Source organism: Limnohabitans sp. 2KL-51, from assembly GCF_003063645.1.
Taxonomy (GTDB): domain Bacteria; phylum Pseudomonadota; class Gammaproteobacteria; order Burkholderiales; family Burkholderiaceae_C; genus Limnohabitans_A.
In genome coordinates this window covers 89,245-110,695 of the sequence record NZ_NESJ01000007.1, presented here as the reverse complement: position 1 = coordinate 110,695, position 21,451 = coordinate 89,245, and the positions used below count along the sequence as shown (strand labels likewise).

The 21,451-nt window shown below is 60.6% G+C and carries 17 protein-coding genes; 7 read left to right on the top strand and 10 right to left on the bottom strand.

Translation table 11 applies throughout. From position 1 onward, the window contains the following. The first annotated feature begins 1 nt into the window (after position 1). The 3 genes from B9Z49_RS09035 to B9Z49_RS09025 all read left to right on the top strand — a co-directional run bounded on the left by B9Z49_RS09035 (position 2) and on the right by B9Z49_RS09025 (position 4,280). Positions 2-1,858, top strand: a complete 1,857-nt coding sequence (locus B9Z49_RS09035; RefSeq protein WP_108353119.1) for a long-chain fatty acid--CoA ligase — start codon at positions 2-4, stop codon at positions 1,856-1,858. A 50-nt stretch (positions 1,859-1,908) separates the two neighbouring features. Continuing rightward, positions 1,909-3,078: an ABC transporter substrate-binding protein gene (locus B9Z49_RS09030; RefSeq protein ID WP_108353118.1), complete on the top strand. Its 1,170-nt coding sequence runs from the start codon at positions 1,909-1,911 to the stop codon at positions 3,076-3,078. Positions 3,079-3,332: 254 nt separating this feature from the next. After that, positions 3,333-4,280 (top strand): TerC family protein, encoded by a 948-nt coding sequence (locus B9Z49_RS09025; protein WP_108353117.1) that lies wholly within the window; start codon positions 3,333-3,335, stop codon positions 4,278-4,280. Positions 4,281-4,372: 92 nt separating this feature from the next. Here the strand turns inward: B9Z49_RS09025 and B9Z49_RS09020 are convergent, their stop codons facing one another. Beyond that, a complete protein-coding gene (locus B9Z49_RS09020) occupies positions 4,373-5,266 on the bottom strand; it encodes a LysR family transcriptional regulator (protein WP_108353116.1) in 894 nt (297 codons plus the stop codon). 211 nt (positions 5,267-5,477) lie between these two features. On the opposite strand from B9Z49_RS09020, the gene B9Z49_RS09015 reads away from it, so the two are divergent. The 3 genes from B9Z49_RS09015 to B9Z49_RS09005 all read left to right on the top strand — a co-directional run bounded on the left by B9Z49_RS09015 (position 5,478) and on the right by B9Z49_RS09005 (position 8,394). Next, a complete protein-coding gene (locus tag B9Z49_RS09015; RefSeq protein ID WP_108353235.1) occupies positions 5,478-5,762 on the top strand; it encodes a zf-TFIIB domain-containing protein in 285 nt (94 codons plus the stop codon). 90 nt (positions 5,763-5,852) lie between these two features. Further along, a complete protein-coding gene (locus tag B9Z49_RS09010) occupies positions 5,853-7,079 on the top strand; it encodes an MFS transporter (RefSeq protein WP_108353115.1) in 1,227 nt (408 codons plus the stop codon). A 298-nt stretch (positions 7,080-7,377) separates the two neighbouring features. Further along, the gene (locus B9Z49_RS09005) at positions 7,378-8,394 is read left to right on the top strand and encodes an acyltransferase (RefSeq protein WP_108353114.1); all 1,017 of its coding nucleotides are present in this window, start codon (positions 7,378-7,380) and stop codon (positions 8,392-8,394) included. Positions 8,395-8,476: 82 nt separating this feature from the next. Here B9Z49_RS09005 and B9Z49_RS09000 read toward each other — a convergent pair whose 3' ends face one another. Genes B9Z49_RS09000 through B9Z49_RS08960 form a run of 9 tightly spaced genes read right to left on the bottom strand, consistent with a single transcriptional unit; the run spans position 8,477 to position 20,044 of the window. Next, positions 8,477-9,646, bottom strand: a complete 1,170-nt coding sequence (locus tag B9Z49_RS09000) for an acyl-CoA dehydrogenase family protein (RefSeq protein ID WP_108353234.1) — start codon at positions 9,644-9,646, stop codon at positions 8,477-8,479. Further along, on the bottom strand, positions 9,643-11,619 hold the full coding sequence (locus tag B9Z49_RS08995) for a biotin carboxylase N-terminal domain-containing protein (protein WP_108353113.1): 1,977 nt from the start codon (positions 11,617-11,619) through the stop codon (positions 9,643-9,645). The genes B9Z49_RS09000 and B9Z49_RS08995 overlap by 4 nt, the downstream gene beginning before the upstream one ends. Then, on the bottom strand, positions 11,616-12,422 hold the full coding sequence (locus B9Z49_RS08990) for an enoyl-CoA hydratase/isomerase family protein (RefSeq protein ID WP_108353112.1): 807 nt from the start codon (positions 12,420-12,422) through the stop codon (positions 11,616-11,618). The genes B9Z49_RS08995 and B9Z49_RS08990 overlap by 4 nt, the downstream gene beginning before the upstream one ends. Continuing rightward, a complete protein-coding gene (locus B9Z49_RS08985; RefSeq protein WP_108353111.1) occupies positions 12,419-13,591 on the bottom strand; it encodes an acyl-CoA dehydrogenase family protein in 1,173 nt (390 codons plus the stop codon). Before B9Z49_RS08985 ends, B9Z49_RS08990 begins: the two co-directional genes overlap by 4 nt. Before the next feature lie 25 nt (positions 13,592-13,616). Continuing rightward, on the bottom strand, positions 13,617-15,227 hold the full coding sequence (locus tag B9Z49_RS08980) for an acyl-CoA carboxylase subunit beta (protein WP_108353110.1): 1,611 nt from the start codon (positions 15,225-15,227) through the stop codon (positions 13,617-13,619). Continuing rightward, positions 15,224-16,054, bottom strand: a complete 831-nt coding sequence (locus B9Z49_RS08975; protein WP_233254580.1) for an SDR family oxidoreductase — start codon at positions 16,052-16,054, stop codon at positions 15,224-15,226. Before B9Z49_RS08975 ends, B9Z49_RS08980 begins: the two co-directional genes overlap by 4 nt. Before the next feature lie 59 nt (positions 16,055-16,113). Next, entirely contained in the window at positions 16,114-16,812 is a 699-nt protein-coding gene (locus B9Z49_RS08970) for a TetR/AcrR family transcriptional regulator (RefSeq protein WP_108353108.1), read from the bottom strand. A 4-nt stretch (positions 16,813-16,816) separates the two neighbouring features. Beyond that, complete coding sequence (locus tag B9Z49_RS08965; protein WP_108353107.1) at positions 16,817-17,980, bottom strand: acyl-CoA dehydrogenase family protein; 1,164 nt, start codon at positions 17,978-17,980, stop codon at positions 16,817-16,819. 33 nt (positions 17,981-18,013) lie between these two features. Further along, positions 18,014-20,044, bottom strand: coding sequence for a prolyl oligopeptidase family serine peptidase (locus B9Z49_RS08960; protein WP_108353106.1), 2,031 nt, complete (start codon positions 20,042-20,044; stop codon positions 18,014-18,016). Between the two features lie 180 nt (positions 20,045-20,224). Here B9Z49_RS08960 and B9Z49_RS08955 point away from each other — a divergent pair, with 180 nt between their 5' ends. Next, a complete protein-coding gene (locus B9Z49_RS08955; protein WP_108353105.1) occupies positions 20,225-21,430 on the top strand; it encodes an acetyl-CoA C-acetyltransferase in 1,206 nt (401 codons plus the stop codon). Positions 21,431-21,451 lie beyond the last annotated feature (21 nt).

Here is a 21,451-nt window from a genome sequence, read left to right as displayed (position 1 = left end):
CATGAGCAAACTCTGGGACACCTCCGGCATTGCGCCGCAAAAAAATATCGTTATGGCGGGCGAGACGATTCCCACCATCTTCTGGAACGCGGTCGCCGCACGCGGCCCCAATGTCTGGATGCGCCAAAAAGACTTTGGCATCTGGCGCAGCTGGACCTGGAACGAAACCGCCCAGGCCGTGCGCGAGATCGGCCACGGCCTGATGGCCCTGGGCTTTGAGGCCCGGCACACCGCCTCCATCCTGGCCAACACCAACATCGAGTGGGTGCTGTGCGACCTGGCCGTGCTGAGCGCCGGAGGCGTGTCCAACGGGATCTACCCGACGGACGCAGCCGAGCAGGTGCATTACCTGTGCGAAGACTCGCGCACCCGCGTGCTGTTTGTCGAGGACGACGAGCAGCTCGACAAGGCCCTGGCCGTGCGTGACACCTTGCCCTTGTTGCAAAAGATCGTGGTCTTCGACATGGAAGGTCTGCGCGACTTCCATGACCCGCAGGTCATCAGCCTGAAGCAGCTGCAAGCCCTGGGCCGCGAACACGCCCAGCAACACCCCGACACGCTCATGCAGCGCAGCGCTGCTTGCAAGCCCGAAGAGCTGGCCATCTTGGTGTACACCTCGGGCACCACCGGCAAGCCCAAGGGCGGCATGCACAGCCATCACGGCCTGGTCTACACCGTGCGGGGCTACAACACGCTGATTGCCCGCGACGAGCGCGACGAGTGCATGTGCTTTTTGCCGCTGTGCCACATTGCCGAGCGCATGGGGGGCGAGTATTTTTCGATGTACACCGGGGCCAAGCTCAACTTTGTCGAGAACCCCGAAACGGTGCCCGAAAACGTGCGCGAAATCGCACCCACCGTGTTCACGGCCGTGCCCCGTGTGTGGGAGAAGTTTTACTCGGGCGTGATGATCGCGCTGAAAGAAGCGGGCGGCCTGCAGCAAGCCACGTACGGCTGGTCCATTGGGGTGGGCCATCAGGTGGCCGACCTGGTGCTGGCTCACAAGCCGGTGCCCGGCAGCCTCAAGCTGCGCTTTCATCTGGCCCGCCTGCTTGCGCTCAACAACGTGCGCAAGATGATCGGCATCCACCGTGCGCGTTTCTTGGTCACGGGTGCTGCACCCATTTCTCCCGATTTGGTGCGCTGGTATTTGGCGCTGGGCTTGCCCATGCTCGAAGTCTGGGGCATGACCGAGACCTGCGGTGCCTCGACGGGCGTGCCTGCCGACCGCATCAAGCCCGGCTCGATTGGCCCAGCGGCCGAGTACAACGAAATGCGCCTGGACCCGGTGACCAGCGAGATTTTGGTGCGCGGCCCCAATGTGTTCATGGGTTACCTGAACCTGCCCGAAAAAACGGCTGAGACCATCGATGCCGACGGCTGGTTGCACACGGGCGACGTGGGTGTGGTGGACGAGGAAGGGTTTTTCCGCATCACGGACCGGATGAAAGACATCATCATCACGGCTGGTGGCAAAAACATCACCCCCAGCGAGTTGGAAAACGAATTGAAATTCTCGCCCTACGTCACCGATGCGGTGGTGATTGGCGACAAGCGGCCTTATTTGACGGTGATCATCATGATTGACCAGGAAAACGTGGAGAAATACGCACAAGACAACGACGTGCCTTTCTCCAATTACGCCAGCCTCACGCACAGCGCCGAGGTGCAGGAACTGATCCAGGCCGAAGTGGACCGCGTCAACAAGAAATTCGCACGCGTTGAGCAGATCAAGAAATTCTGGCTGCTCGACACCCAGTTGAGCGCAGAAGACGAAGAACTGACCCCGACCATGAAGCTCAAGCGTAAACTGGTCGAGAAAAAATACACGCCGCAAATCGAGGCGATGTACCGTTGATTAGATTTCCTTTTCCCTTTTATCCATCACCACAACAGGAGACCTGCACCATGAAACTCAAACTCAGCCTCGTCGCTGCTGCGATGGCCCTGACCGCTGGCGCGGCCATGGCCCAAACGCAGGGCGTGTCCAAAAACGAAATCACGCTGGGCTCGATCCAGGATTTGTCGGGCCCGCTGGCCGGCTTTGGCAAGCAAGTGCGCTTGGGCATGATGCTGCGCGTGGACGAAGCCAACGAGCAAGGCGGCATCAATGGCCGCAAGTTCAAGCTATTGGTCGAAGACTCGGCCTATGACCCCCGCCGCGCCGTGCTGGCCGCGCAAAAGCTGGTCAACCAGGACAAGATTTTTGCCATGATTGGCCACATCGGTACGGCGCAAAACATGGCCGCCATGCCGGTGCAGTTCCAGAAGAATGTGATCAACTTCTTCCCGATCACAGCCGCCCGAGAAATGTACGAGCCCTTCCACAAGCTCAAGTACTCTTTCGCTGCCACCTATTACGACCAGATGCGCCTGGGACTGCCGATTTTGGTGAAAGAAAAGAACGCCAAACAAATCTGCGCCATGCACCAGGACGATGAATTTGGTCTGGAAGTGTTCCGTGGTGCCGAAGAAGGCCTGAAAAGCATGGGCATGCAGTTTGCCGAAGTCACCACTTACAAGCGTGGCGCCACAGATTTCGCATCACAAATGCAAAAACTGGCTTCTTCCAAGTGTGACTTTGTGGTCATGGGCACCATCATCCGCGAGACCATCGGCGGCATTGCCACTGCACGCCGCTTGGGCTTCAACCCCACTTTCATGGGTTCGAGCGCGTCTTACACCGACCTGATCCACAAATTGGGTGGCCCCGCCATGAATGGCTTTTATTCCACCATGTCGACCCAGCACCCCTATCTGGACGAGGCCGCGCAACCCATCCGTTTCTGGGCCAACAAGTACAAGACCAAGTTCAACGAAGACCCAACCGTTTTCTCGGTCTACGGCTACAACGCCATCGACTCGTTTTTGCGCGCGATTGAAAAGTCCGGTGCCAACGTGACCACCGAGAGCATCATCAAGGCCATGGACACGATGGTGATCCCGCCCGATATTTTCGGCACTGGCGAGATGACCTTCACAGCCACCAAGCGCTTGGGCAGCAACGCCTCGCGCATGTCGCAGATCACCGACGGCCGCTGGAAAGTGACCTCAGGCTACTTCAGCGACAAGAAGTAAAGCCTGCAGCCCCTGCTGCATGAAAAACCGCCAGAGCCCGCAAGGGCCTGGCGGTTTTTTTACATGGGCGAAAAGTGGCATTTGCAGCAGAAAATTTCAGCGACACACTCTCTTTTATCGGGAGCATAAAGCCATTTTCGTCAGCAAAAAATTGCGCCTTTTGCCTTAGACTTTAAACCGTTCACAGGCTTGTAGATCTCGTGGTGGTTCGAGCCGGTGCTTTGAATGTGTCTTGTCTGATTTGAAAGGTCTTTATGGAAACCGTTGCCCCCCTTTGGTTGTGGGCCACTTTTGTCGCCATTGTGTTGGTGTCTTTGTTCGTCGATTTTGTGGTGCTCAAAAAGCAGGGGGCCCAAGACATCGGCGTCAAAGAAGCGCTCAACTGGTCACTGATCTGGATCGCCTTGAGCTTTTTGTTCAATGGCCTGTTTTGGTGGGCCATCAAGGACACCACCGGCTCGGTCGAGCTGGCGAACACCAAGTCGTTGGAATTTTTAACGGGTTACCTGATTGAAAAATCATTGGCGGTAGACAACATTTTTGTCTTCCTGATGATCTTCACCTATTTCGCCGTGCCGACCCATTTCCAGAAGCGCGTTTTGATGATCGGCATCATTGGTGCCATCGTGTTGCGCACGGTGATGATTCTGGTGGGTGGCTGGTTGCTGGCCGAGTTCCATTGGGTGCTCTATGTCTTCGGGGCCTTCTTGATCCTCACAGGGGTGAAGATGTGGTGGGCGGCTGGCAAGGAACCTGATCTGGACGACAACCCGGCGCTCAAGTTGCTGCGCAAAGTGTTGCCCGTCAGTCAAAACTACGATGGCGAAAAATTTTGGACCATGGAGAACGGCAAGAAGATCGCCACGCCTTTGTTCATGGTGATCTGCCTGATCGCCTTGACGGACGTGATTTTTGCGGTGGATTCGATCCCGGCGATTTTTGCGATCACCTCCGACCCCTTCATCGTGCTGACCAGCAACGTGTTCGCGATTCTGGGTTTGCGTGCCATGTATTTCTTGCTGGCGGCAGTGGCCAACAAGTTCCACCTGCTCAATTACGGCCTGGCCGTGATCCTGGTGTTCATCGGCACCAAGATGTGCCTGATCGATATCTTCAAGATCCCGGTGAGCATTTCGCTGGGTGTGGTGGTCGGTATCCTAGCCGTAACCATGTTGTTGAGTGTGCGCTCATCAAAAGCTTGACGCTCTGACCTTCCGGTCAAGCTTCTGAACCAGCCTCCATGGCCACAAGCCTTGGGGGCTTTTTCACGTCTGAAGTGCGGTGCCTGCGTGTCTTAATGGGCCGCGACGCTGGCCTGCAAGAGCCGCTGCACCAGAGGGTGTTGCACTTTCTTTTCGGTGCCGATTGCAAAAAAGTTTTCCTTCACGCCTTCGCAGGCTCCCAGGCGCTGCACGTCGTAGTGCGCCAGCAATTCGTTGTGCACCCACTCTGCGGCCGGGAACACGCCCATGCCGCTTTCGCCAAAGGTCTTGAGCAAAGCGCTGTCTTCGAACTCGCCCACGATGCGCGGGCGGATGGCCTGCTGTTCAAACCAATGGTCCAGTCGGGCGCGCACGGCGGTGTGGCCAGTCGGCAGCAGCACCGGCACCTCGGCCAGGCTGGCTGGAAACTTCTTTTTCGCCGACTTGACCAGCGCTGCGGTGCCGTACCACGACACCGGAGACGTACCCAGCGCATGGTTGTAGAGCTTGATGTTGGCGTTGCCCGGCGCGGGGCGGTCTGACAGAACCACGTCCAAACGGTGCAGGGCCAAGTCACCCAGCAGCTCGTCGAATTCACCTTCATGGCAAAGCAAGCGCAAATGAGGTTCACTCATTACGGGCTGCATGATGCGGCGCACCACGAGTTTGGGTAGGCCGTCCGAGATGCCCGCGGCCAGTCGGACGGTGGGCGAACTGACCGCATCTCGTACCAGCGCGGGCAGGTTTTCGCCCAACTGAAAAATCTGGTCGGCTTGCTGCATGGCGGCCAGCCCGGCATCGGTCAGCACCAAGCCGCGCCCTGCGGGTTTGAGCAAGGCGTAGCCCAAGGACCGTTCCAGTTCACGCACCTGGGCGCTCACGGTTTGCACGGCCATGTCGAGTTTGTCGGCCGCCCGGGTGATGCCACCTTCTTTGGCCACGACCCAAAAGTAATACAGGTGCTTGTAGTTGAAGGTGGTGCGCATGGGCAGAATTTTTAAGAGTGTTGATCAGTCATTATCTGCTTTAACGGGAGAAATCAGGCGTTTAAAGTCGGGCCATATTTCACCTTCACCGCAAGGCACATTGGCGGGTTCTGACCCTATTCTGCTCAGGGCGTGCGCTGCCAGGCGGTGCAGGGAAATGGATGAAGGTCTGATCCCCATGCTTCGCTTGTCTAAATTCAAAGGAATCACCATGAAATGCCCCACATGCAACGACACCCCCCTCGTCATGGCCGAACGCCAGGGTGTGGAGATCGATTACTGCCCGGATTGCAGAGGCATCTGGCTCGACCGTGGCGAGTTGGATAAATTATTGGACCGCGCCGTGGCCGCTGCACCGACGGCATCACCTCTGCCGCTGCATGCGCCGCCAACGGGGCTGGGCATGCAACGCCCAGCAGGCTATGGCGATGGGCGTCATGGTGACCGTGACCACCACAAACGCCAAAAGTCATGGTTGCACGAGATCTTTGACTGAGCTTTGAATGACTCCGGGGCCTGTCGCATAAAGGCCAGTGTTCATGAGTGTGTGCGGTTAGATTGTGTTCAAGCATAACCAAAGCACACCATGAACCTCTTGACCGCACTGCGCCCGGGCTTGCCCATCCTGATCGGCGCTGCGCTGATGCTGTCGGTCAGCATGGGCTTGCGGCAAAGCCTGGGCGTCTTCATGCCGGCCCTGACCCAGGACATTGGCATTTCGGTGTCCCAGTTCACGCTGGCCATTGCGGTGCAAAACCTGGCCTGGGGGTTTTTGCAGCCCTTTGCAGGGGCCTTGGCCGTGCGCATCGGTTACCGGCCCCTCATGATGACCGGTGCGGTGCTCTACGTCCTGGGCATGACTTTGCTGTGTCTGGCGCAAGGCCTGCTGGGTGTGATCCTGGGCGCTGGGGTGGCCATTGGCGCGGCCATGGCCTGCAACGGATCGGCCATCGCCATGGCCGTGGCCTCCAGGCCGGTGTCGCCTGCCTTGCGCAGCACGGTGCTGGGCATTGTGTCCGCTGCGGGTTCTTTGGGGGCCTTGATGGCGGCACCCATCGGCCAGCTGCTGTCGCAGGCTTACGGATGGCGCGTGGGCGTGGGCGGTTTTGTCGTCATGGCCCTGATCATCTTGCCCGCCGCCTGGTATGCCGGCCGGGTAGACGCTTTGCCGGTGCCGCCTTCCCCCGTAGGCGAAAAAGACAATGCCCCCGACATGGCCCGGTTCGCCTTGAAACACCCGCCTTTTGCGGTGATGACACTGGCTTATTTTGTGTGCGGCATGCAGCTGGTGTTTTTGACCACACATCTGCCGTCCTACCTCGATTTGTGCGGCATGGACCCGATGCTGAGTGCCCAAGCGCTGGGCATGATTGGAGGCTTCAACGTCTTGGGCAGCTTGTTTTTCGGATGGGCGGGTGGGCGTTACAACAAGCTGTTGTTGTTGGGCGGCATTTATGTGCTGCGCTCATTTGGTCTGGCGTGGTATTTTCTGTCGGTTCCAACCCCTGAAAACACACTGGTGTTCGCCGCCATCATGGGCTTTTTGTGGCTGGGTGTAGCCCCTCTGGTCACCGGCTACATCGGCGAAACCTTTGGCCTGCGTTGGCAAGCCATGCTCGGCGGTGTCGCTTTCATGAGCCACCAGCTGGGCAGTTTCATGGGGGCTTTGGGAGGCGGTCTGGTGTTCGATGCCATGGGCTCGTACAACCGGGCCGTGCAAGTGGGCGTGTTGGTGGGGCTGTTGGCGGGCATGCTGCAAATGGCTTTTGCGCTGCGCTCCGAGTTGCCCCCTGGTCAGCCCAGGCCGGCCTGATTCACGCTGCTTGAGTGTGGCCTGGGTAGTGCGCAACTTATTCGCCTAAGCGGTAGCGCTACGGCACATGCACACCGCCAAAGTGAAGTTGCGCCGCGTTCCCTTCGCCGTTCGATCGCCATGTGTTGAGATGGCAGGGTGGCTTGATGTTGCATTGGCGTATTCAGTCAATCCATGTTGGGTTGGATGGCTCATAAAATAATCCAAATGTTCACGTCAAAAATCCATGGCATCCTGAAGGTCACCGCTGCAGCAGTTGACAATTCATGACTCCAGGTGCATCACTTCACGACACCCCATGAGCCAACTTCGCGATAAAAATAACAACTTCAATGCCTTGCGTTTTGTGTTTGCCAGTTTGGTGATTCTGTCGCACGCACCAGAACTTCAGGACGGTGACAGACGCCATGAACTGTTGACCCAAATTTTTGGGACGATTTCTTTTGGCGAGATGGCGGTGCAAAGCTTCTTGCTCATCAGCGGCTATTTGATTGTCAAGAGTTGGCAAGAGAGGCCGGAGGTGGCGGTGTTTTTGACCCACCGAATTTTGCGCATCTACCCGGGTTTTGTGGTGGCTTCTTTGGTTTGCGCTTTGCTGATTGCGCCTGCGTTTGGTGCCAGCGATTACTGGGCGCAGTTCAGAATTGGCGAATACCTCAAGTCCTTGCTGTTCCTCAAGCAGCCAGCCATTCCGCAGGTGTTTGAGGGCAGCCATTACGCCGCAGTGAATGGGTCGATGTGGTCGATTTCTTACGAGTTCAAATGTTATGTCATCGCCTTGATTTTTGGCTTGCTGGGGTTTTTGAAAAAAAGGAGTGTGTGGCTGACATTGGCCATTTTTTGCACAGTCGTTCACGTCATCAACCGTTCGGGATGGGCCAGCCTGCCGTCTGATTTAACGATTCGTTTGCTCATGGCGTTTGCGTATGGCGGGTGTTTTTACCTGTATGAAAACGCATTGCCTTGGCGTTCGTCAATGGCCTGGGCGGGTCTTTTGCTTTTGGGGGTGTTGTTGTTTATTCCGATGACGGCCCAGCCCGCTTTGTGTCTGCTGGGGGGCTACGCCATTTTGCACTTTGCCAAGTTCGGTCCCACCGTTTTGGGGTTTCATCGTTGGCCTGACATCTCTTACGGTGTTTACCTTTACGCTTGGCCATTGAACAAAATTTGGCTCTGGTATTTTCCGCAAATGAACCTGGCTGCACTTGTACTGCTGGTGTTTTTCAGTTCGGTGCTGGTCGGACTGGTCAGCTGGTATACGGTAGAAAAACCCTGTTTGAAGCTCAAAGCACTGTTGCCTCGATCCCCAGCATGAGGGCATGTCCATTGGCAAGGGGTAGATTCTTGTAGGAGCCCACCCTGTGGGCGATGGGCGTGGAACACGCCCTTAATTCGGTTTAAATCCCCAACTGCTTGGCCGCCAGCTCTTTCATGATCTCTTCAGCCCCGCCGCCGATCATCATGACTTTCACTTCGCGGTAAACCCGCTCGCTCACGGTCCCGCGCATGTAGCCCATGCCGCCCAGCAACTGCACGGCGGCATCGGCGCAAAACTGCATGGTTTGGGTGGCGTGGTTTTTCAGCAGGCACACCTGCGCCACCCACTCGGCACCGGTCTGGCCTGCATCGGCTTGCTGCGTCACGGCATCCACCCAAGCCTGGGTGGAGGAGATGCGCATTTGCATGTCCATCAGTTTGTGTCGGATCGCTTGCCGCTCGATCAAGGCCGCGCCAAAGGTCTGGCGCTGGCGTGCCCAGTTCAGCGCTTCGTCAAAGCAAGCCTCAGCAAAACCCAGTGCCATGGCCGACATGGCCAGGCGCTCGCCGTTGAAGTTGCCCATGATCATCTTGAAGCCCGCGCCTTCATCGCCCAAGCGGTAACGCTGGGGCACCCGCACGCCTTCAAAGCGCAGTTGCGCCGTGTCCGAGCTGTGCCAGCCCATCTTGTGTAGGCGCGTTCGCGTGATGCCGGGTGTGTCGGCAGGTACCACTACCATCGAGATGCCGCTGGCCCCTTTGCTGGCCGGGTTGGTGCGCACGGCCAGCGTGATCCAGTCGGCGCGCAGGCCCGAGGTGATGAAGACTTTTTCGCCGTCGATCACATAGTCCCCACCATCGGCGCGGGCCGTGGTGCGCAGGCCGGCCACGTCCGAGCCGCCACCGGGCTCGGTGATGGCCAGCGCCGCGATGCGCTCGCCGAGCAGCACAGAGGGCACCACTTCGGCTTGCAGCTCGGCGCTGCCATGCGCCATGACCGGTGGCAGGCCGATGTTGTGAGAAAACAGGCTGGCCATCACACCACCGCTGCCGCCAAAGCGTGCCAAGGTTTGCGACAGCATGTTGCGGGCGCGCCAGGGGGCGGGTGTGCCGCCCAGGTGTTCGGGGTAGCCCAGGCCCAGCATGCCCAGATCGGCGGCTTGTTTGTAGAGGCTGCGGTCGAATTGACCGGCTTCTTCCCAAGCGGGTACATGCGGGGCAATGGCTTGTTTGGCAAAACGCTCCACCGTGGTCTGCAGGTTTTGCAGGTCTTCGGTCGAGAAATCAGTTGTGCCAGCGGCGGTGTTCATGTCGCGTCCTTCCATTGCACCAGCACCTGGCCGGGGCCCACTTGCTGGCCCACGCTGGCCGAGAGGCTGTGCACCACCGCATCGCGTGGAGCGCACAAAATGTGTTCGAGTTTCATCGACTCAATGACCAGCACGGCATCGCCTTGTTGGACCTGTTGACCTTCTTGCACATGCAGCGCAATCAGTTTGCCATTAAAGGGTGCGCGCAGCGACTGCGCTGCTTGTGCGCTGGCCCCTGTGCTGGGTGCGCTGTGGCTTTGGTCGGTGATCCATAACTCCAGCCATTTGGGGCCTTGCAGTTGCACATGCCAGCGCTTGACCGCGCCAATGCAGGCCACTGCGCGGGCTTGCCAGTGTTGGCCGTTCAGCGCGATGTGCAGAACCTTGCCGCTGCGGTGTATGCGCGCCTCGTGCGTGGCATTCCCAGTTTCGATGCGCACTTGTCCCCGACCCAATTCCTGCAAGCGCAGCGACAAGATCTCTTGACCCAAGCCCATGCGCACGGGCCGCATGAACGGACTGGGCATTGCGGCAGCGGGCGCTTGGTGTGCGTAGAGCACAGCCAGCGCAGCAACGCTGCGTGCGTCGCCTTGGGCTTGCAGGCGTTCACGCACCGAGTCGGCTTGTTCAGCCAAAAACGGAATCAAGGCCTCACCCGCACGGAACACCGGGTGCTGCAAGCAAGCGGCCAAAAATGCCCTGTTGGTCGGCATGCCCAGCACCGTGGTCTGGTTCAGGCCTGCGCTCAGACAGTTGATGGCTTCGCTGCGCGTGGGCGCGTGGGCGATCAGCTTGCCCAGCATCGAATCGTAGTGCGGTGTGATCACCGCGCCTACATGCAGCGCATGGTCAAAACGCAAACCTTCGGGTGTGACAAACACTTGCACCGTGCCGGTTTGCGGCGTGAAGTGCTCGTCTTCGGCGCACAAGCGCACTTCGATGGCGTGGCCTTGCAGCCGCACATCGGCTTGCGCCAACGGCAGCGCTTCGCCGCGTGCAATGCGCAGTTGCCACTCGACCAGGTCCAGACCGGTCAGCATTTCGGTGACGGGGTGTTCCACTTGCAGCCGGGTGTTCATCTCCATCAGATAAAACGGTTTGTCCGCTTGTGCCTCGTCCAGCAAAAACTCCACCGTGCCCGCGCCCACATAACCCGCCGATTGCGCCAATGCGATGGCCGCTTGGCCAAGCTGCTCACGCAACACGGCATTCACAGCCGGGCTGGGCGATTCTTCGATGATTTTTTGGTGACGTCGCTGCACCGAGCAGTCGCGTTCACCCAAGTGAATGCAGTGGCCGTGGATGTCGGCCATGATTTGTACCTCGATGTGACGGGGGCGCAGCAAGGCGCGCTCCATCAACAAGTCGCCGTTGCCAAAACCGGCCAGTGCTTCCGAGCGGGCGCTGTGCAGCGCGGACAGCAGTTGCGTCATGTCGGTCACCAAGCGCATGCCGCGCCCGCCGCCTCCGGCCACGGCTTTGACCATCAGCGGCAAGCCCAGCTGCTGGGCTTGTGCCATGAAGGTGGCATCGCTTTGGTCTGCGCCAAAGTAGCCGGGCAGGCAGGGCACGCCGTGCTTCATGGCCAGTGCTTTGGCGGCCGACTTGCTGCCCAGTGCCCGAATAGCCGAAGGCGGCGGCCCGACCCAGGTCAGACCCGCGTCGATTACCGCTTGTGCAAACTCGGCGTTCTCGCTCAAAAAACCATAGCCTGGGTGAATCGCATCGGCCCCGCTGGCCTGCACTGCGGCCAGCAGTTTGTCGACGCGCAAATAAGAATCTGCCGACAGCGTGCCGCCCAAAGCGAACGCAGTGTCGGCTTCTTGCACATGCAGGGCGGTGCGGTCGGCGTCAGAATAAACGGCCACCGTTTGGATGCCCATTTGGCGGGCCGTGCGGATCACGCGGCGGGCGATCTCTCCCCGGTTGGCGATCAGCAGGCGGGTGACTTTTGTGGACAAGGTGGATGTCATGCAGGGTCCTTGCCAGAAAGTGTCCAAGGCGCAGGCTGTTTGCGTGCAAACGCGGCCAGGCCTTGGGCCGCTTCGGCGCTGCGCAGCCCTTGGGCAAAGGCCTGTGCTGCGGCAGCGCGCAAGTCGGGCACAGGGCCGCGCAAGCTGCGCAGCAGTTGCTTGGTGCTGGCCACCGCGCCGGGTGCTGCGCGCATCAGGCGCTTCAGCGTTTGTTGCCAAGCTGCATCGCTCTCCTCTTCGATGACTTCATGCACCAAGCCCACTTGCAGCGCTTGCGCTGCGCTGTAGCTCAGGCCTTGCAGGAGGCACTGGCGTGCTGCGTTCTCGCCCAGGCGCAGCCACACAAAAGGTGCGATCTGCGCAGGCGGCAAGCCCAGGGTGACTTCGGGGGTGCCCAGCACCGATCGAGTTGTGGCCACCACATGGTCGGCGCAGCACACCAGGCCAAAACCGCCGCCCATGGCCGCGCCATCCACCCGGCACACCAGCAGCTGGGGCAGGGCGCTCAGGGCGTGCAGCAGGTCGCCAAATCCCCGGTTCATGGCCAGCAGTGGGTCGGTTTGTCCGTCTTGCAGGGGTTGGCCGATCAGGCTGGCAAAGCCGCCCAAACTGCCGCCCGCGCAAAAGGCTCCACCCGCGCCGGTCAGCACCACGATGCGCAGTGTTGCGTCTTGCGCTGCCCGCCCACAGGCTTGCAGCAAACTGTCCACCACCGCGTCGCTCAGTGCGTTGCGGGTGGCCGGGTCGTTCATCGTCCAGGTCTCGACCGCGCCCTGGCGTTCGATCAATAAAGTGCTGCTCATTTTTGGGGCCGCTTGGCAATGCCCATCATCTTGGACAAGATGCCCAACATCACTTCGTCTGCGCCCCCGCCAATCGAGGCCAGACGGCCATCGCGGTACATGCGCGAGACCTTGTTTTCCCAGGTGAAGCCCATGCCGCCCCAGAACTGAAGGCAGGTGTCGGGCACAGTGCGGTTCAAACGGCCCGCTTTGAGCTTGGCCATGGTAGCCCACTCGGTCACGTCTTCACCGGCGATGTAATGTTCACAGGCCTGGTAGGTCAGGGCGCGCAGGCATTCGATGTCGGCCTTGAGCTCGGCCAGCTTGAACTGTACCCATTGCTGGTCGGCCAGTGTGCTGCCAAACAGCTTGCGCTCTTGCGCCCAGTCCACCGTCCACTGAACGCAGTTGGTCAGCGACTGCAGCGTGCTGGCCGCGCACCAGAGGCGCTCTTCCTGGAACTGCTGCATTTGGTAGATGAAGCCCTGGCCCTCGGCCCCGATGCGGTAGCGTTGGGGCACTCGCACTTCGTCGAAATAAATCAGGCCCGTGTCGCTGCTGTTCATGCCGATTTTTTTGATCTTTTTGCCCACCTCGATGCCAGGCAGCAGCTTGCCGTTTTCGCGCATGGGCACCATGACCAAGCTTTTGTTTTTATGGATCGGCCCCTCGCCGGTGTTGACCAGCATGCACATCCAGTCGGCCTGCAGGCTGTTGGTGATCCACATCTTCTGGCCGGTGATCACATAGTCGTCGCCGTCTTTGCGCGCCACCGTCTTGATGCCCGCCACATCGCTGCCCGCACTCGGCTCGCTCACGCCAATGCAGCCCACCATTTCACCCGCAATCGCCGGGGCCAAAAACTGCGCCCGCAACTCGTCGCTGCCAAAGCGCGCCAATGCGGGCGTGGCCATGTCGGTCTGCACGCCAATCGCCATGGGGATGCCGCCGCAATCGATGTGGCCCAGCGCCTCGGCCATGGCCAGGCTGTACGAGTAGTCCAGCCCCGCGCCGCCAAAATCTTCGGGCTTGGTCAGGCCCAAGAGGCCCAGGTTGCCCATCTTTTTGAACACCTCATGTGCGGGGAATATTTCGGCCGCTTCCCACTCGTCCACATGGGGGTTGATCTCGGCTTCGATGAAGCGCTTGAGCGTGTTCTGGATCTCGCGGTGTTCGTGGGTGTATTGCATGGGGTGTCTCCGTGGGGTTGGGTGGTTACATGCGGGCCACGCCAAAGCTCGTGGCGCGGGGTTGGCGGGCTGTGGCTTCCAAGCAGGTGTCGAGGCAAAAACTCAGCACGCTGCGCGTGTCGCGCGGGTCGATCACACCGTCGTCCAGTACCAGACCGCTGGTGTAGAAGGCATCGGCTTGGGCCTCAAACAGGGCCACGATCTTGTCGAACTGGGCCTGCATCTTGTCGGGGTCGGGCGTGATGCCTTTGCGGGCCATGCCCGCCTCGGCCACGATCTGCATGGTGCGTGCCGCTTGCTCGCCACCCATCACCGCCGTCTTGGCCCCCGGCCAGCTGAACAAAAAGCGTGGCGCATACCCCCGGCCGCACATGCCGTAGTTGCCTGCGCCAAACGAGGCCCCGCACTGGATGGTGATCTGCGGCACGGTGGCGCTGGTCACGGCCTGGATCATCTTGGAGCCGTGTTTGATCATGCCGCCTTGTTCGCTGTCTTTGCCCACCATGTAGCCGGTGGTGTTTTGCAAATAGACGATGGGGTGACCCAGCTGGCACATCCACTGAATGAAGTGTGTGGCCTTGTTGGCCCCGGCCACATCGATGGGGCCGTTGTTGCTGATGATGCCGACCGCATGGCCGCCGATGCGCGCTTGGGCGCACACCGTGGCCGCGCCGAAGAGCGGTTTGAATTCCAGAAAATCCGAGTTATCGACCAAGCGCAAGATGACCTCACGCATGTCGATCGGTTCGCGGTGGTGGGCGGGCATCAGGCCCAGCAGCTCTTCGGCGTCCAGGCGCGGGGGCTTGGCATCTCTGCTCGCGCTGTGCGCTGGCCAGTCCCAACGCGCCACCACATCGCGGGCCGTGCCCAGCGCGTGGCGGTCGTCTTCGCACAGGTATTCACCCAGACCCGACACGCTGGTGTGCATTTCGGCGCCGCCCAGTTCCTCTTCGGTGGCCACTTCGCCGGTCGCGGCTTTGAGCAAAGGTGGCCCGGCCAAAAAGGCCCGCGATCGGCCGCGCACCATGATCACGGTGTCACTCAGCCCCGGCATGTAGGCCCCGCCCGCCGTGCCCGAGCCATGCTGCACCGTGAGCACCGGCAGGCCCGCCGCCGACAGGCGCGCCAGGTTGCGAAACAAGCTGCCACCCAGCACAAAGCCCTCGACTTTGTATTGCATCAGGTTGGCCCCGGCGCTCTCGACCAGGTGCACAAAGGGGAGTTTGTTTTCGAGGGCCAACTCTTGCACCCGCAAAATCTTCTCCAGGCCCCGCGCCTGAATGGCCCCGGCCTCGATGCCCGAGTCGCTGGCTACCACCATGCAGCGCACGCCACTGATGAACCCGATGCCCGCGATCATGCCGCCGCCGGGCACCGATTTGGCCGGGTCGGGTGTGTCCTGCATGAAGCCCGCCAAGGCACACAGCGGCAAAAAGGGCGCACCTGGGTCCAGCAGCAAGGCCACACGTTCACGCGGCAGCAACTGCCCGCGTTTGTCGAACACGGGTTTGGACTGGGCCGAGGCAATAGCTGCGCGATCTTGCAGGGCTTGCCACTGCGCCAAGCGGGCCAGCGCGGCTTCGCTCCGTTGCTGGGCCACGGGGCTGTGCGGGTGCCAGGTGGATTCAAAATTCATTGGAATACCTTGGGTGTGACGGCGCGGTGAAAGCCGTCAAAGGGTTTGACGGCATCGCGTTGTTGCACATCGGGTTGCGCCACGGCCTGCTGCCAGCCCATGCGCATTTGCGGGCGGGCACCGTCTACGCGCAGCACGGTGCCGCTCACAAAGCTGGCGGCGGGCGAGAGCAAAAACACGATGGCTGCCGACGTTTCGGCTTCGTTGCCAAAGCGGCCTTGCGGCACCGTGTTGCGCATGGCGCGCAGCATGTCTCCGGCCTCGGGCGGGTAGTGGTCCATGCCGCTGCTGGCGATGTAGCCCGGGGCCACGGCATTCACACGCACGCCCTGTGCGGCCCATTCGAGCGCGGCCGTCTCGGTGAAGCTGACCATGCCCGCCCGCGCTGCGCCGCTGTGGCCCATGCGCGGCATCGAGCCCCACATGTCGGCCACGATATTGACCACCGCACCGCCATGCGCGTGCATGCTTTGGTTGAAGCACTCACGTGCCACCAAAAAGCCGCCAGTGAGGTTGGTGTCGATCACCGCTTGCCAGCCTTTGGCGCTGGTGTGTGCCAGGGGCGAGATGTATTGCCCGCCCGCGTTGTTGACCAAGCCGTGGATGCGGCCATGCTGCTGCACCACCTGCGCGACCATGGCTTTCACATCGTCTTCGCGCCGGATGTCGCAGCTGTGCCAACTGGCTTGCCCACCGTCACCGGTGATCTCTTGCACAGTGGCGGTCAGCTTGTCGGGGTTGCGGCCCACCAGCACCACATGCGCGCCCAAGCTGGCCAGTTCGTGCGCGGTGCAGCGGCCAATGCCCGAGCCGCCGCCGGTGACCATGATGACTTGCCCGCTCAGCAGGTCGGGGGAAAAGACCGAACGGTAGGGTCTGGGTGTTGTCACGTAGGTTCTCTCAAAAACAAGGCCAGTGCGGCATCGGTCAAGTTGTCCAGCGAGGCGCGTGGGGGGCTATTCCGTGGTGTTTGGGGTGCCGCTTTGGATGCACTCTTGGCGGATGTTTGAGTTGGTGCTTGGTACCACTGCACCGACCAGTTGAGCGCGCCAAAAATCATCAAGCGTGCCAGCTGCACCGGGGCTTGCAACTGCCCATTGGCATGCAGCGCTTGCAACACGGGCGTCCAGGCGGCTTCGTAGTCGTCTTTGATTTGCGTGATGGTCTGGCGTTGCTCGGCGCTCAGGGACCGCCATTCGTACAGCATCACCGGGATGAAATCGCTGTCAGGCCCCAGCAGCACATCGAACTGGTTGCGGATCAGTGCGCGCAATTGTTCGCGTGGGGGCAGGTCATCTGCCAGACCCGCGCGGGCGGTTTCTTGGCGCTGGCTGGCCTGCTTCATGCCTTCCACCATCACCGCCAGCAACAAGTCTTGCTTGTTGCCAAAGTGATAAAAAGGCGAGCCCGGTTGCATGCCCACCAGCGCCGCAATCTCGCGGGTGCTGGTGGCGTCATAACCCTTACGGTGAAACAGCTGCGCCGCTGCAGAGATGAGCGCCTGACGCCTGTTGCCGTCGTCGCGCTCGTCCTCGGTCTTGCGAGGGCGACCGCGTGTGCGTTTGGGCTCGGCCAGTTCGCTCATGCTTTCAGCGCCCCGCCAAACCCATGCTGCGCGAGATCACTTCTTTCATGATCTCGTTGGTGCCGCCGTAGATGCGTTGCACGCGGGCGTCGGCATAGGCGCGGGTGATGGGGTATTCCCACATGTAGCCGTAGCCACCATGCAGCTGCACGCATTCGTCCATGACTTTGCATTGCAGGTCTGAGCACCAGTACTTGGCCATGCTGGCCGTCGCCGTGTCGAGCTTGTCTTGCAGCAGCAATTCGGTGCACTTGTCTACAAACACACGCGCCACCTGCACCTCAGTTTGCAACTCGGCCAGGGTGTAGCGGGTGTTTTGGTAGTTGCCCACGGCCTGGCCAAACACCTTGCGGTCTTTCACGTACTGCACCGTCCAGTCGATGGCCGCTTGCGCTGCGGCAATGCCGCCAATCGCGATTTGCAAGCGCTCCCAAGGCAGTTGCTCCATCAGGCAAATGAAGCCCTTGCCCTGCATGGCGGTGCCGCCCAGCAGCTGGTCGGCGCTGACTTTCACGTTGTCAAAAAACAGCTCGGACGTGTCTTGTGCCTTGAGGCCCAGCTTCTTCAAGCGCTTGCCTTTTTCAAAGCCGGGTGTGCCGCGCTCGATCAAGAACAAGCTGGTGCCCTTGGCACCCGCAGCCGGGTCGGTCTTGGCCACCAAAATCACCAAGTCGGCGTGCCAGCCGTTGGTGATGAAGGTCTTGCTGCCGTTGATCAAATACGTGCCGTCCGCTTGCAGCATGGCCGTAGTTTTGACGCCTTGCAGGTCCGAGCCCGCAGCCGGCTCACTCATGGCAATCGCGCCCACCATCTCGCCGCTGGCCAGCTTGGGCAGGTATTTTTGCTTTTGCGCTTCGGTGCCGTAATGCAGGATGTAAGGGGCCACGATCTCGGTGTGCAGGCCGTAGCCAATGCCGGTGAAGCCTGCGCGTGAAAGTTCTTCCATCTGCACCACCGAATACAGCTTGTCGGCATCCGAGCCGCCATAGGCCTCGGGCAGGGTCATGCACAAAAAGCCGTTCTCACCGGCTTTGTTCCAGACGTCGCGGTCCACATAACCCTGATCTTCCCAAGCGTCATGGTGGGGGGCGATTTCCTTGTCCATGAAGCGGCGAAAGCTGTCGCGGAAGGCTTCGTGGTCGGCGGAAAAGAGTGTGCGTTCGATCATGGTGTCTCCGGTCTAAGTAATTGTGAAGGTGGCTCAGCGGGGCATGAGCTGGTAATAGTCGAATCCGGCGCTTTGCCCGCCCAGGCAATCGACAAAGAAGTCCTCTATCTCGCGCCACATGGTCAGTCGGTTTCGCCATTTGCTGATGGCGTGCCCCTCATTGGGGAACACCAAGTAGTTCACCGGATGCCCACGCTGGCGCAGCGCGTTGACCACATCGTCAGAGTCCTGTCGCAGCACACGGATGTCGTTGGCCCCGTGGATCACCAGCAGAGGTGCCTGGATCTGGTCCAGGTAGGACACGGGAGAGTTGCTCAGCATGTCGGCTCGCTCGTCGGGTTTGTTCACGTCGCCGTAAGCACGGGTGAAATAGTGAAGATTGCGCCAGAAAGGTGGCCAGTTTTCCATCACACGAGGCCAGTTCGCCACGCCCACCACGTTCACGCCGCAGCGGTAGTTGTGTGGTTTTTGTGCCAGCTGCGCCAGCACGGAGAAACCACCGAAGCTGCCACCCAGAACCGCCAGTCGCTTTGGATCGGCCACACCTTGGTCGACCGCCCACTGCACCGCTTCAGCAATGTCCTGCTGCACCCGCCCATTGGTCTGCCGGTTTGCGGCCTCCAAGTGGGCGCGGCCATACCCGGACGAACCCCGGAAATTCACCTGCAGCACCGCATAACCCCGGTTGACCAGCAACTGGCGGGTGTTGTAACTGGCGGGCAGCCAGTTGTCACGCGCCCAAGGCCCTCCGTGAATTTCTACCACCATGGGCGTTGCGCCCTTTACCCCGCGTGGGCGTATCAGGTAGCCCGCAATCTTGCGCCCGTCGCTGGCATTGAACTCGAATGGCACCGTGGGTGAAAGCACCTCTGCCAGCTCTTTGAACTGCGAATTGAGCCGCTGCACGCTGCCCGTTTGGCGGTCCCACAACAGCTCGGCAGTGTCAAAGTCGCTCTGGCTGCGCAGCAAGATCCGGCGCCCGTCGGCGCTGCCACTCCTGCGGACAATGGTGGTGGGCGGGGCAGTCAGCAGGCCTTTTTTCAAGGCCTGTGCCGCCACCGCTTGAACCTCTTGTCCGAAGGCTGAATTCAGGTGGTGCACCTGCGGGTAGCCCGGCTCCACCACATAGCCCACCGGTTCACCATGCCTGCCCTCAAACAGCACCTGCCCCAGATCCACCCGCTCATGCTCGGCAAGCACCCGTTGCGCACCACTGTCCAGGTTCAGTTCGATCAACGCGGTCTTGTCTCGGCCCAGGTTGGACAAGGCCCAAACGCGCCGAGCCGCGTTGTCAATGCGCAGCACCCAGAAGCTGTCAAAGCCGCCCACAGTTTGCAAGACGCGCCACTGGCCATCTGGCTGCAGCAGCTCGACCACACTGTCCGAGCCGTCGGGCCTGGCGAGCTGGCGCACCCTGCCGGCGAGCTGGCCTTGGGTATCGATCAACCAGTGCACGACCTGACCATTGTTGCGCGCCACTTCACGCAGCGTGCGGCTGCCAGCATCGGCCTCGTGCAGATCGAAAGAGGCACGGTCGCGCTGGTTGCTGGCCACGAAGAACCGGGCACTGCCTTCGGGCCCCATGCCGACCACGAAGCTGCGTACGCCTTGCGCAGGCGTCAAAACCCAAGGTGCCAAAGTGCCTTGATCGGCATCCTGCACAAAAAGACGGGTGTTTTCGTTGCCCTGATCGTCCTTGCTGAACACGAAATGACGGCTGTTGGGCAACCAGTTGTAATAACCACCACGTCGGCCTTGATTACCTACCGGGTACGCCGTGACCGGGGCGTTGGCCTTGGCAGCACGCACAGCCAGTCCCGTGTCCAGCCCCACGGTCTGCGACCACAGCAGGCGCTCGCCGTCGGGCGACATCACAAAACCGCCCGTGCGCTCGGTATTGGCCACAAAGGCACGCACCGGCAAAAGGGGCGCAAGCTGCCCGGCCACTTGGGCTGCTTGGAGTTGCGGGTGTTGTGGCGATACGGCACAGGCAGTCAAGGCACCGGCCAGCGCCAAAGCGCTCAGTCTGCACGCAGTCCTGACCATCCATTGTGTTTTCATCATCTTGGTCCTCCTTGACGCGGTGGGGTGGGGCTCGCCAGTCTGCTTAATTCTGGTTGATTTCAGCGGACTGGATGCTTCATCTGTTTATTTATGCCAAGCATTTGCTTGGCATAAAGTTTATACTCTTTGTCGCATCCCGAAAATACCGGGCAAACCCCTTGTGACCCCCAGGAGACATTCATGAGCGAAGCATTTGTTTATGACGCCATACGCACACCGCGTGGCAAAGGCAAAAAAGACGGCAGCCTGCACGAGGTCAAGCCGATCAGTCTCTTGAGTGGCTTGCTGCGCGAGCTGCAAAGCCGCAACCAGTTCGACACCGCTGCGGTGGACGACGTGGTCATGGGCGTGGTCTCGCCCATTGGCGAGCAGGGCTCGGTCATCCCCAAAGTGGCAGCCCTGGCCGCAGGCTGGGACTGGCGCTGCTCGGGTGTGCAGCTCAACCGCTTTTGCGCCTCGGGCCTGGAAGCGGTCAACATGGCCGCCATGAAAGTGCGCAGCGGCTGGGAAGACTTGGTCGTGGCCGGTGGCTTGGAAAGCATGAGCCGCGTGCCGATTGGCGCGGACGGTGGCGCTTGGGCTCAAGACCCCGAAACCAACAGTGCCACGCTGTTTGTGCCCCAAGGAATCGGCGCTGATTTGATCGCCACCATGAACGGTTTCAGCCGCCACGATGTCGATGCTTTTGCGGTGGAGTCACAAAAGCGCGCCACCGCAGCGCGTGCAGCGGGCTATTTCGACGGCTCGGTCGTGCCAGTCAAAGACAAGCTGGGCCAGGTCATCCTGGCGAAAGACGAATTCATCAAACCCAGCACCACGGTGGAAACACTGGGCGGCCTCAAAGCATCGTTTGAACAACTGGGCGCGATGGGCTTTGACGCGGTGGCCTTGCAGCGCTACCCGCAGGTTGAGCGCATCCACCATGTGCACCACGCAGGCAATTCGTCCGGCATTGTGGACGGCGCAGCCGCCGTGTTGATCGGGTCCGAGGCCGCAGGCAAAACCCACGGCCTCACGCCGCGTGCGCGCATCGTGTCGGTCGCCTTGTCGGGCGCTGATCCGACCATCATGCTCACAGGCCCCATGCCCGCCGCCCGCAAGGCGCTGGCCAAGGCGGGCCTCACGATCGATCAGATCGATTTGTTCGAGGTGAACGAAGCCTTTGCCGCTGTGCCCATGAAGTTCATGCAAGAGATGGGTGTGCCGCACGACAAGGTGAACGTGAACGGCGGCGCGATTGCCATGGGCCACCCGCTGGGGGCCACGGGCGCGATGATTTTGGGCACTTTGATTGACGAGCTGCACCGCCGCAAGCTGCGTTACGGCTTGGCCACTTTGTGTGTGGGCGGCGGCATGGGCATTGCCACCATCGTTGAACGCGTTTGACCGGAGAGACACCATCATGAT

Bases quoted from the DNA above. Each gene is read 5' to 3' on its own strand.
- B9Z49_RS08970 (WP_108353108.1), bottom strand. From the start codon at position 16,812: ATGAGCGAACTGGCCGAGCCCAAACGCACACGCGGTCGCCCTCGCAAG.
- B9Z49_RS09020 (WP_108353116.1), bottom strand. From the start codon at position 5,266: ATGCGCACCACCTTCAACTACAAGCACCTGTATTACTTTTGGGTCGTG.
- B9Z49_RS09035 (WP_108353119.1), top strand. From the start codon at position 2: ATGAGCAAACTCTGGGACACCTCCGGCATTGCGCCGCAAAAAAATATC.
- B9Z49_RS09025 (WP_108353117.1), top strand. From the start codon at position 3,333: ATGGAAACCGTTGCCCCCCTTTGGTTGTGGGCCACTTTTGTCGCCATT.
- B9Z49_RS09030 (WP_108353118.1), top strand. From the start codon at position 1,909: ATGAAACTCAAACTCAGCCTCGTCGCTGCTGCGATGGCCCTGACCGCT.
- B9Z49_RS08995 (WP_108353113.1), bottom strand. From the start codon at position 11,619: ATGACATCCACCTTGTCCACAAAAGTCACCCGCCTGCTGATCGCCAAC.
- B9Z49_RS09005 (WP_108353114.1), top strand. From the start codon at position 7,378: ATGAGCCAACTTCGCGATAAAAATAACAACTTCAATGCCTTGCGTTTT.
- B9Z49_RS08955 (WP_108353105.1), top strand. From the start codon at position 20,225: ATGAGCGAAGCATTTGTTTATGACGCCATACGCACACCGCGTGGCAAA.
- B9Z49_RS08975 (WP_233254580.1), bottom strand. From the start codon at position 16,054: ATGGTCACCGGCGGCGGCTCGGGCATTGGCCGCTGCACCGCGCACGAA.
- B9Z49_RS08985 (WP_108353111.1), bottom strand. From the start codon at position 13,591: ATGCAATACACCCACGAACACCGCGAGATCCAGAACACGCTCAAGCGC.
- B9Z49_RS09000 (WP_108353234.1), bottom strand. From the start codon at position 9,646: ATGAACACCGCCGCTGGCACAACTGATTTCTCGACCGAAGACCTGCAA.
- B9Z49_RS09015 (WP_108353235.1), top strand. From the start codon at position 5,478: ATGAAATGCCCCACATGCAACGACACCCCCCTCGTCATGGCCGAACGC.
- B9Z49_RS09010 (WP_108353115.1), top strand. From the start codon at position 5,853: ATGAACCTCTTGACCGCACTGCGCCCGGGCTTGCCCATCCTGATCGGC.
- B9Z49_RS08960 (WP_108353106.1), bottom strand. From the start codon at position 20,044: ATGATGAAAACACAATGGATGGTCAGGACTGCGTGCAGACTGAGCGCT.
- B9Z49_RS08980 (WP_108353110.1), bottom strand. From the start codon at position 15,227: ATGAATTTTGAATCCACCTGGCACCCGCACAGCCCCGTGGCCCAGCAA.
- B9Z49_RS08965 (WP_108353107.1), bottom strand. From the start codon at position 17,980: ATGATCGAACGCACACTCTTTTCCGCCGACCACGAAGCCTTCCGCGAC.
- B9Z49_RS08990 (WP_108353112.1), bottom strand. From the start codon at position 12,422: ATGAGCAGCACTTTATTGATCGAACGCCAGGGCGCGGTCGAGACCTGG.